Annotated in this window: 10 protein-coding genes; 4 read left to right on the forward strand and 6 right to left on the reverse strand. The window is 39.1% G+C overall.

The window, feature by feature from the left end:
* The 3 genes from JW841_01825 to JW841_01835 all read left to right on the forward strand — a co-directional run.
* Positions 1–1166 (forward strand): hypothetical protein (locus JW841_01825; GenBank protein ID MBN1959659.1); only part of this gene is annotated, 1166 nt, incomplete at its 5' end.
* Between the two features lie 152 nt (positions 1167–1318).
* Positions 1319–1873, forward strand: coding sequence for a DUF2239 family protein (locus tag JW841_01830; GenBank protein MBN1959660.1), 555 nt, complete (start codon positions 1319–1321; stop codon positions 1871–1873).
* A gap of 441 nt (positions 1874–2314) precedes the next feature.
* Positions 2315–2806, forward strand: a complete 492-nt coding sequence (locus JW841_01835; GenBank protein MBN1959661.1) for a ferritin — start codon at positions 2315–2317, stop codon at positions 2804–2806.
* A 51-nt stretch (positions 2807–2857) separates the two neighbouring features.
* On the opposite strand, the gene tsaA is transcribed toward JW841_01835, so the two are convergent.
* The 6 genes from tsaA to rpsB all read right to left on the reverse strand — a co-directional run bounded on the left by tsaA (position 2858) and on the right by rpsB (position 7458).
* Positions 2858–3352 carry a tRNA (N6-threonylcarbamoyladenosine(37)-N6)-methyltransferase TrmO gene (gene tsaA, locus JW841_01840; protein ID MBN1959662.1) on the reverse strand — a complete coding sequence of 165 codons (495 nt, stop codon included), beginning with the start codon at positions 3350–3352 and terminating at the stop codon, positions 2858–2860.
* 117 nt (positions 3353–3469) lie between these two features.
* Positions 3470–4300, reverse strand: a complete 831-nt coding sequence (mutM, locus tag JW841_01845; GenBank protein ID MBN1959663.1) for a bifunctional DNA-formamidopyrimidine glycosylase/DNA-(apurinic or apyrimidinic site) lyase — start codon at positions 4298–4300, stop codon at positions 3470–3472.
* 8 nt (positions 4301–4308) lie between these two features.
* Positions 4309–5151, reverse strand: a complete 843-nt coding sequence (locus JW841_01850; GenBank protein MBN1959664.1) for a prolipoprotein diacylglyceryl transferase — start codon at positions 5149–5151, stop codon at positions 4309–4311.
* Positions 5152–5201: 50 nt separating this feature from the next.
* Positions 5202–5831, reverse strand: coding sequence for a hypothetical protein (locus tag JW841_01855; protein MBN1959665.1), 630 nt, complete (start codon positions 5829–5831; stop codon positions 5202–5204).
* 87 nt (positions 5832–5918) lie between these two features.
* The gene (tsf, locus tag JW841_01860; protein MBN1959666.1) at positions 5919–6572 is read right to left on the reverse strand and encodes a translation elongation factor Ts; all 654 of its coding nucleotides are present in this window, start codon (positions 6570–6572) and stop codon (positions 5919–5921) included.
* Between the two features lie 40 nt (positions 6573–6612).
* Positions 6613–7458 carry a 30S ribosomal protein S2 gene (gene rpsB, locus JW841_01865; GenBank protein MBN1959667.1) on the reverse strand — a complete coding sequence of 282 codons (846 nt, stop codon included), beginning with the start codon at positions 7456–7458 and terminating at the stop codon, positions 6613–6615.
* A gap of 387 nt (positions 7459–7845) precedes the next feature.
* Between rpsB and JW841_01870 the strand changes: the two genes are divergently transcribed.
* Complete coding sequence (locus JW841_01870; GenBank protein MBN1959668.1) at positions 7846–9480, forward strand: MCP four helix bundle domain-containing protein; 1635 nt, start codon at positions 7846–7848, stop codon at positions 9478–9480.
* The last annotated feature ends 150 nt before the right edge of the window (positions 9481–9630 follow it).

A 9630-nucleotide genomic window follows, 5' to 3' on the forward strand; every position in this document is an offset into this window, starting at 1 on the left:
AATCAACTGTTTTAACCATCAGCGAACCCAGTGCAGAACCCTATGCGGATAATCTATATACGCAGCGATTTTTAAAGTTTGACTTTGACCCTTATGAAAATCCTAATCTGCAAACATTACGTACAAAGTATAAACTTGACGAGGTCATCAAGTCTGGTGCCACTGAATTTGAAAAACAACTCTTGCTGATGAATTGGGTATTTGCCATAGTAGATGCGCATTTCGGCACCCCCACTGGCGATGCGATGGGGGCATTAGCAATTCTTGAGCGCTTTTTCGATCCACAAGATAATTTCGAGGGCCATTGTGTTCAAGCTATGCAAATATTGGTATCAGCGGCTGCCTCATTGGGTTGGATTTGCCGTGGTACAGCGCTGCAACGGCCCAGTGTTTTTAGTTTAGGTTATTACAGCAATGCTACCCCTCATAGTTCCACAGAAATTTGGTCTAACCAATATGGCAAGTGGGTTATGCTCGACCCAATGCAGAACACCTACATAACCAATAAAGAAGGAATACCTTTAAGTGCATATGAGATTCGCCAAGAGTATTATTATAATAATGATGGTGAGAATCTAATTGTTTACATGATGCACCAAGGAGTTTTTCCTAACGACCAACAGCCGCGAATTCAAAAGGCGCGTACAGCCGCCGCAGCAGCAATAGAAGCAAGATTAGACCTAAAAGTTTATCGGGCTAATGGCGGTATTGTAAAAGATGGTTACCCGGCCGAGGTATTTGCCAGTATTTGCTATATTCCCAACACCAATTTTATGGATGCGGATCCACAATATCCATGGAGTATTATAACCAGATGTGGCACGCAGATCTGTTCAGACTCAGAAGACAACACAATCAATTGGCTTGCAGGTGCAGGTTCAGTATTCCTTATTCCTGAAAACCCGGCTAAAGACCCCTATTTTGCTCTGCAGCAAGTACAAGTAACCGCACAAGTGCAAGACGCGGCAACAATCACTTTAAGTTTTAAAACATTCACTCCCAATTTTAAATACTTTGAGATCCGTACTGACGGTGGCGCATGGTCTGAAAATGGTAATACATATCTTTGGCAGCTTGACTTAGGAGAAAAATCTCTCGAAGTAAGATCACTAAACAAATTTGGCATTGCTGGCGCTATTTCGAAAGCGGAGTTATCAGCTAGATAAACAAACCAACAGCATCAAGCCAAAATGCCAGAACGTTGTTATCAAAACCACAAGCTGACAAGCGGCTAACCTACATTTGTACTTAGCGATAGTTTAATATTTTACCCGGATAATATTGACAAACATATTTACCCGGGTATAAATATCTAATTATGGAAACTACAATTACCTATGTCGCTTTTGTTGGTCCTAAACTTATCGCCGAGGGTGAGGTAGCCGAAATTTTACCAGTGCTTAAACAACGCTTTGATAAAAATTATTCTGAGCTGGTGTTAATTTTTAGTAACGAAACTGGAAGACAAGTAGACTTTGATTTGCGTGGTAGTCTTGCTGAAGTAATTGAGCGGGCAACGAGCAAGCCAATCCCCGGGCCTGGTCGACCAAAGCTTGGTGTAGTTAGTCGTGAGATCACACTTTTACCTCGGCATTGGCAATGGTTAGAACAGCAACCTAATGGTATATCTGCAGCGTTACGTCGTCTTGTTGAGGCGGCGATGAAACTTGCTCCACAAAAAGAGCAAGCGCGAATGCAACGTGATGCTTTAAATAATGTACTTACCGCAATTGCTGGAGATCGAGCGAATTTTGAAGAAGCAACACGTGCATTATATTCAGGAGATATTGCGGCATTTGCAAAACTAATTCAAAAATGGCCTAAAGATATCCGTGAATATGCGGCAAAAAAAGTGCATCAATTGAAAACCTAAGTCGTCTCTACTAACATACCATGTCTGACAATAAAATTAACGATGGTTTGCAAACCTGCAATTATTTGCCCTAGCCTGTCTAGCCTAATCGGTGCCAGACACCCGAATCGCGGTATTCTGCCTTATGGCCAGTACACCATGTATTGATGTTAAGGCAAGAGTGGTGAGTCCTTGCCAGAGTCGGCAGCACACCATAGACGGCGTTTTTTTGATTATGTACCAATAATTTTGCAAATATAATTCTGTAAAAATAAAACAGTGTCCGTGCCCTATAACTTGACAATGCTGTAGCAGTAAGTTTATTTCATACTTTTAAAGTTGAGGTGGTTAAAGGTCAACGTTATAAATCACCAGCAGAATATGAGGTGGGATTTATCCTCAATGTCGTTTAATCCCTCATCAATTATTTCAGGGGAAGATCATAAAAGGAGAAAATAAATAATGGGTACAAAAGGACGAGAAATTGTAGGATTAAATGTTGATGAATTGCTGAAAGCAATGAATAAAGCATTAGCCGATGAATGGCTGGCATATTATCAATATTGGGTTGGAGCAAAAGTTGCAGTTGGCAGAATGAGAGGGATAGTAGCCGGAGAACTTGAAGAACATGCAAATGAAGAACTTAAACATGCAAATATGCTGACAGAACGTATTCTTCAACTCGGAGGAACTCCGCTTTTGAATCCTGAATTGTGGAAAAAAGAATCAAATTGCGGATATGATGAACCGTCTAATCCACAAACCACAAAATTACTGGAACAGAATATTAAAGGTGAACAGTGTGCGATAGAAGTTTATAAAAAGCTTCTTGCAATGGTCGAAGGAAAAGACCCGATCTCTTATCATTTAATTCTTGAAATATTAGAAGATGAAGTGGAACACGAAGATGATCTGGAAGCAATAATGGAAGATCTAAAATCGAAAATTGAATAATATTTACAAATAATATGAAAAAGAGTGTGACTTTTAGTACACTCTTTTTTGCTAATAAATTTTTTTTGTTAATCTTGCCCTTTTAGGAATTTTATCATCTTGAAAATGTTTTTCAAGCCAGCCGTTTTTTACATTTTCTCTGGAATCAAAATATGAAACATAAGGTTTGATATCAAGCAAAGGTGTGCCGTCTAATATATCAACCTCTGAAAAAGTAATGATGTTTTCCTCAACCTTCTCAAGTTTAACAATAGAAAAACCAATTTTGTTTGGCCTGTTAGGACTTCTTATTGCAAATATCCCATGAGTTTCATCCTCAAGAAAAGGCTGTCCAACAATTTTTTCAGCTTTTGCCCTGTTAAAATAATAAAACAAAATTATATGGGAAAAACCTTCAATATCTTTAAGACCATCATTATACTCATCATAAATTTTAATAGATCCGGTTACTTCATGGTCAAATTTTCCTTGTATTGGTATGCCTTTCGAATCTTTATAAGGCGTGCGAATAATCCCAATAGGTTTAATCAGTATTTCAATTTTCATATTAAAAGGTGACAACTTTATCGCTTTCTTTCAAAATTTCATACATCAACTATAGTAACTGGACGTTGTTTGCAAGCTCGTATGTTGCTGCGTCCATCAAAAAGCACCAACGTATGCTTAGCGGCCAAGTTGTTGACAGTGTGGACAAAAGAAAGTGCTGCGACCGGTTTGAGTAATTTTTGCAATAGCTTGTTTACATCCATAGCAAGGTTTACCAGTGCGGCCATATACTTGCAAGCGCTTAGCGAAATATCCGAATTCACCATTAGCGCTAATAAAATCGCGTATGGTGGTGCCACCTTGTTTAATTGCATTGCGCAATACATTTTTTATTGAACGTACTAATTCACGAGATTGAGATAAAGAAAGTTGTTTTGCTTCAAGCAATGGATGAATGCGTGCATTAAATAGAGCTTCTGATGCATAGATATTACCAATGCCAACTACACAAGTGCTATCCATTAACCATGTCTTAATCGGTCTATTACTTGTACGAGTAGCCGTAAATAATGTTTTGGCGTTAAAAATTGTTGATAGAGGTTCAAACCCAAGATTAATAAGGTTTGGGTGTTTTATTTCATCACGCTTGTACATAACATCAACAAGACCAAAACGTCTGGCATCATTAAAGCGTAAATCTTTTTTACCATTGAGTTGCCAGATTATATGATCATGTTTTGCTAAGGGGCTGTCGGTATCAAATATTCGTAGTTTGCCACTCATACCAAGATGTAACAGCAGTACCACGTCTTCAGTTAAATCAATTAAAATATATTTTGCACGTCTGCGTACATTAACGATTTGTTGATTTATACATAAGCGTTTAAGTGCTGCACTATTTACTTTTTGGCGTAGGCGTTTTTCTCTAATATTTATATTATAAATAGTATAACCAATAAGTTGTCTCAGTGAACGACTTACGGTTTCGACTTCTGGTAGCTCAGGCATGCTAATAATTATTTTGCTTTAGCGTTACGTTTTTTACGTTTAATCTCTTGAGAGGTAGTTGCGAGAGTTTGATTTGCTTTACGACTACGAAACCAAAGAAAAATACCAACACTGAATAGAATTATTGATGCATAATGCCCAGGAGTGAGTCCGAAATAACGGATATCACCGCCATCCCAAACCGGGGCTCGTAAAAAATCTAAGGGGAAGCGTAGAATAGGATATACTAATGCGACAGTAGTAATGATGGCGCCAGGGCGTTTAGTACGTTTGCCTATAAGAATAACTGCAGTCATTAAAATAGGCGTTAGCATTAGTTCAAGCAGACCTAAATCAAAACGAGCACCATTGGGGAAAGCTACTGCAAAAAATGATTCGGATAAATGTCCGGGATGATCATGTACTACCGAACAACCCATTCGACCAAAGAACCAACCAAAGGGTAGGCCGTAAGCGAGAGCATCAGCGCAAGTCCATACCGGCATTTTGTATTTACGGGTATAAAAAAGAAATCCTGCAACAGCACCAAAGAAACCACCAAATGAGGACAAACCACGGTGAATCATAAAAAGTTGCCACGGTTGTTCGAGAAGGAGCCGGGGAAAATAGAAAATAGTAGATAACATGTGGCTGATCACTATGCCACTTGCTACAGTCCAGAAAATTAATGATTCAAAACGTTGACGGTCAATATGTAATAGCTGGGCACGTTTACTAGCTATTTTTGAACCTACCAAAATACCTATTACGACTAAGACACCAAAAGGATGAATGGGCAATGGTCCAATATGAAAATCTGGTATCTGTACATAGGGCAAAACGCCAATTAGCGATTGTACGAGAGTAAGCATCTGCACCTTTTAATGCACATGCAGCTCATTGGAAAGGGGATAGTTGAAACTTATTCTAGACCATCAATAATATTTTGCTTATTCCGAATTTTTTGATTGGCGCTATCTACGGCTTTTTGTGCTTGATTAATAATGGTTGTAGGAGAATTTAGCGACGAGCTAACAAGGCCGGATTTGGGAATATGGCGCAACCAAGCTAAATAAACACTACCAACACTAGCAGCTATGATAAGCATTAATAATATTTTGATTGCACGACCAGGGCAGCGTTTAAATGCTGACCAAAGCAGCAGCAATATTATTATTAGACCAGCCCCAAGTAGTACTGAAGAAATATGTAAGTGACCACCACTAATATCATTAAGCCATCGCTGACCAGAATATATAACGCTATGATTAACGATTTGTTGCGGTTGTAGGTTTTTATGGGTAAAAATGTTGCTGGTTGCTTCTTTTATCTTTTTATCAATTGCTATATTTTGGCCAATGATTTTTTTATTTGCATTTTTTATATCTTTAATTTTTTTTTCTATTGGTACTCCTCCAGTTACTCGTATTGCTTGATCACGTAATGTCTCTGGCACCTCAGTAATATCATTAACTAGATATTCGATGCCTGCAGCATCAGTATAACGATATAGAGTTACTGCGGTATAAACGGCGAACAGATTAGCGTGCATTTAGACCCCCAGATAAACAAAACGCCTTGTAGCATAATTTGCCACAAGGCGTTTGTAACCTTTTTATTGTTAGAGAGTCTATTACTATTAACCTTGGGCAGCTTTTTCTACCTCAGCAGCAAAGTCTTCTTGGCGTTTTTGTAGACCTTCACCCAATTGAAAACGAACAAATCGACGAATGACGATTTTTTCACCAATTTTTGCAACTAAATCGTTAACAATGTCGCCTACCTTTTTCTCTGGCTCGCGGACAAAGGGTTGATCCAACAAACAAATTTCCGCGAAAAACTTCGCTAAGCGACCTTCAACTATTTTTTCGATAACCTGAGGTGGCTTTTTGCCTTGTTCGGCAGCTTGAGCCGTTAGAATTTCTTTTTCTTTAGCGACTTCTTCTGCTGGAACATCCTCACGTGAAACATATTTTGGGCTAGAGGCGGCAATATGCATCGCCACATCTTTAACTAGTGTTTGAAAATCAGCATTTTTTGCTACAAAGTCGGTTTCACTATTTATTTCAACAAGTACGCCGATTTTGCCGCCTGCATGAATGTAGCTGCCGACGGTGCCTTCGCTAGCAATGCGGTGGGCTTTTTTTGCTGAGGCAGCAAGACCTTTAGTACGTAAAAAGTCTACGGCCTTATCAAAATCACCATTAGTTTCAGCTAACGCTTTTTTGCAGTCCATCATACCAGCGCCAGTTTTTTGTCGTAAATCTGCAACTGCTTTTGCACTGATTGCCATATTTAAAGCTCCTTATTTAGGGACACCCCCTAAAGTAAGACTAGGTAGAAGAAGCAGCTTCGTTTTCGCCATTTTCTTCATGACCAGGCGCACGTACTATTTCTACCTTGGGACTACCAGGAGTAGCCTCGCGAGATGATAGAACATCTTTCTTGCTTTGTTTTTCTTTCTCTTCTTCACGACGGCTAGAAAGTGCTTTCTGATAAGCCGCTGCTCCGTCGATACAAGCTTCCGCAGCTTTTTGTACAAAAATACGTATTGAACGCAAAGCATCATCATTGCCAGGTATTACGTAGTCAACTTCATCTGGATCGCAGTTAGTATCGACTAAAGCAATAACTGGAATGCCAAGTTTGCGAGCTTCGGCTACAGCAATATGTTCTTTTTTAGTATCAACAACAAACACAGCACCTGGTAGCTTAGTCATCTCTTTAATACCACCAAGGTTGCGTTCAAGTTTTTGACGCTCACGAGTAAGCATCAAGACTTCATTTTTTGGCAATTTTTGAAAAGTGCCATCGGTTTCCATTTTTTCAATGGATTTCAGGCGTTCAATAGAACCTTTTATTGTACGATAATTAGTTAAAGTACCACCTAGCCAACGGTTATTAACAAAGAATTGACCAGATTTAATTGCTTCTTCTTGCACTACTTCGGCTGCTTGCTTTTTGGTGCCAACGAAAAGTACCCGTTCACCTTTAGTAGTGATTTCATTAAGAAAATGGTATGCCTTAGAAAATAATGGTACGGTTTTTTGCAGATCAATAATGTAAATGCCATTGCGGGCCCCAAAAATATAAGGTTTCATTTTGGGGTTCCAGCGATTGGTTTGATGCCCGAAATGAACACCAGCCTCAAGCATTTCACGCATTGTTAGCTCTGCCATAGTAATCTCCTTGCGGTTGTTAATGTTCGTCCGCTTGCCTTTTAAGTTGACCATTTACCCCGATTTTTTAATTAGCGAGGCACCGCAGGCCAAACCGGCTTTAGCGTGTATAATCCCAAATCCATGCAAAAATCTGCTATTTATGAATTGGGGCGGACCTTATATCATGTTGAGTCGTAAATTGGCAATCATCTGTGCAGATAATGAGGTAATGAAATTTGCATATTGCAAGTTTTGCCTAATAGTCAATGTGAATAATATAATTTTAAAAAAAATAAAGTGGTTAACTTCAAGCTCTGGTATCCTTGTCTTAGTTATTAATTTAAGATTTGTTATTTTGATTGTCTTAGCGGTTGTATTTTGTAGGCTTGCTAGATGGAGGACCATATGTGGGGTCTGCTGAAGATCCGGACTCGTTTGATTATTGGTTTGAGTACTATACTTACTCTAACAATTATAACTGGTGTTGTGGCTAAAATCGCATTGTATAGGGTTACACACACTAGTGATAATATTAATCATGTATCTTTACCGAGACTAAAACAAATATATTCAATAGCAAATATTTTAGAACAGATACACGACTTGTCTTATCTGCAAGTTATAGGTGGCCAAAGTGTGGCAGCAAAGCAAGAAGAAGACCTTAATGCGTTAATAGATAAATATAATGAAGAGATACAGGATTATCACCGATTGCTTAAGACTGCTGAAGAAAAAGATGAAGCAAGCAATCTTGATGATGTCATTAAACAATATCTAAATCAGTCTAGTGCTATGTATGCCACGTATCATAGCGGAAATGATGCAATAGGGCGTGAATTAGCTTTAGGGCCAGTAGCAACTGCCTATCAACGTAGTCATGATTTAATTATGAAGCGACATTTAGATAATCAGAACGCTAGTCTATCAAGTGATATTAGCCAAACAGATAGTACTATCAATGCGGCACATTTCATTGTAAATATTGTTTTGATTATTTGTTTAATTATTGGTGCCGCACTGATTTATATTATTTCGCGCAATGCCATACGACCGCTTTTGCATATAACGCATATCGCCCAGCAAGTTGCCCAAGGTGATTTATCAATCGAAATAAATTCTAAAAACAATGATGAAGCAAGCAAAGCGCTTATGGCGATGAAAGAAATGATCGCAAGCATAACTAATACTTTCAGCCAAATAAATACAGCAGCTAATGCTGTTGCTTCTGCTGCGAATGCGCTTGTTATTACAGCTAACATTGTTTCTGAAGGTACAGCTCAACAAGCAACATCTATAGAAGAAACTACTTCTTCACTTGGACAAATGAGTGCCTGCATTGGACAATCAGCAGAAAGTAGTCGGCAAACTGAAAAAGTAGCATTAAAGGGAGCCAGTGATGCGCATGATAGCGGACAAGCGGTAAGTGAAACAGTTGCGGCGATGAAAGCTATCGCTGATAAGATTTCAATTGTTGAAGAAATAGCCTATCAAACAAATTTATTAGCATTAAATGCTGCTATTGAAGCAGCTCGAGCCGGTGATCAAGGACGCGGTTTTGCGGTCGTTGCATCAGAAGTGCGTAAACTTGCAGAACGCTCACAAGCAGCAGCTAAAGAAATTGGAGCTCTTGCCAGCGATAGCGTTACCGTTGCAGAACGATCGGGTATGCTTATTGGCGAACTTGTACCAGCAATCACTCGCACTGCTGAGTTAGTACAAGAAGTATCAGCATCAAGCCAAGAACAAGCTGCTGCTGTAGCAGAGATAAATCGCGCGATGAACGCTGCTGATGCTGTAACTCAAAGAAATGCTCTAGCGGCTAATGAATTAACCGCAACCGCAAATCAGCTGGCGGCGCATGCCAGTACATTAAATAAAGCTATGACTAACTTTAAGCTAAATGATTCATCGTCAAATATGGTAATGCCAGCGATTAATTCAATGTTGCCAGCTTCTTCTAATATGAATTTAGCATCCAATCGCTCATTACAGCTTAGTAGTAGCGCTAGTGACAATGATGAACATTTTGAGAATTTTTAAACAAACAAATAGGTTTTCGTTGGTTTTTAAAAACAGGTGTCTGACACCTAACTCCCCCGGCAGCGCCTGACTCTTGATCTCATCTCTGTAATTGATCGATTTTATTAGGCTTTACTGGATGCCCTCTTTCGAGGGCATGACGTAGAGAGT

This window comes from Deltaproteobacteria bacterium (assembly GCA_016931625.1).
Taxonomy (GTDB): domain Bacteria; phylum Myxococcota; class XYA12-FULL-58-9; order XYA12-FULL-58-9; family JAFGEK01; genus JAFGEK01.

What these genes read in the sequence shown, in the direction of transcription:
- JW841_01830 (MBN1959660.1), top strand. Translation starts at nt 1,319, where the DNA reads ATGGAAACTACAATTACCTATGTCGCTTTTGTTGGTCCTAAACTTATC.
- JW841_01835 (MBN1959661.1), top strand. Translation starts at nt 2,315, where the DNA reads ATGGGTACAAAAGGACGAGAAATTGTAGGATTAAATGTTGATGAATTG.
- tsaA (MBN1959662.1), bottom strand. Translation starts at nt 3,352, where the DNA reads ATGAAAATTGAAATACTGATTAAACCTATTGGGATTATTCGCACGCCT.
- mutM (MBN1959663.1), bottom strand. Translation starts at nt 4,300, where the DNA reads ATGCCTGAGCTACCAGAAGTCGAAACCGTAAGTCGTTCACTGAGACAA.
- JW841_01850 (MBN1959664.1), bottom strand. Translation starts at nt 5,151, where the DNA reads ATGCTTACTCTCGTACAATCGCTAATTGGCGTTTTGCCCTATGTACAG.
- JW841_01855 (MBN1959665.1), bottom strand. Translation starts at nt 5,831, where the DNA reads ATGCACGCTAATCTGTTCGCCGTTTATACCGCAGTAACTCTATATCGT.
- tsf (MBN1959666.1), bottom strand. Translation starts at nt 6,572, where the DNA reads ATGGCAATCAGTGCAAAAGCAGTTGCAGATTTACGACAAAAAACTGGC.
- rpsB (MBN1959667.1), bottom strand. Translation starts at nt 7,458, where the DNA reads ATGGCAGAGCTAACAATGCGTGAAATGCTTGAGGCTGGTGTTCATTTC.
- JW841_01870 (MBN1959668.1), top strand. Translation starts at nt 7,846, where the DNA reads ATGTGGGGTCTGCTGAAGATCCGGACTCGTTTGATTATTGGTTTGAGT.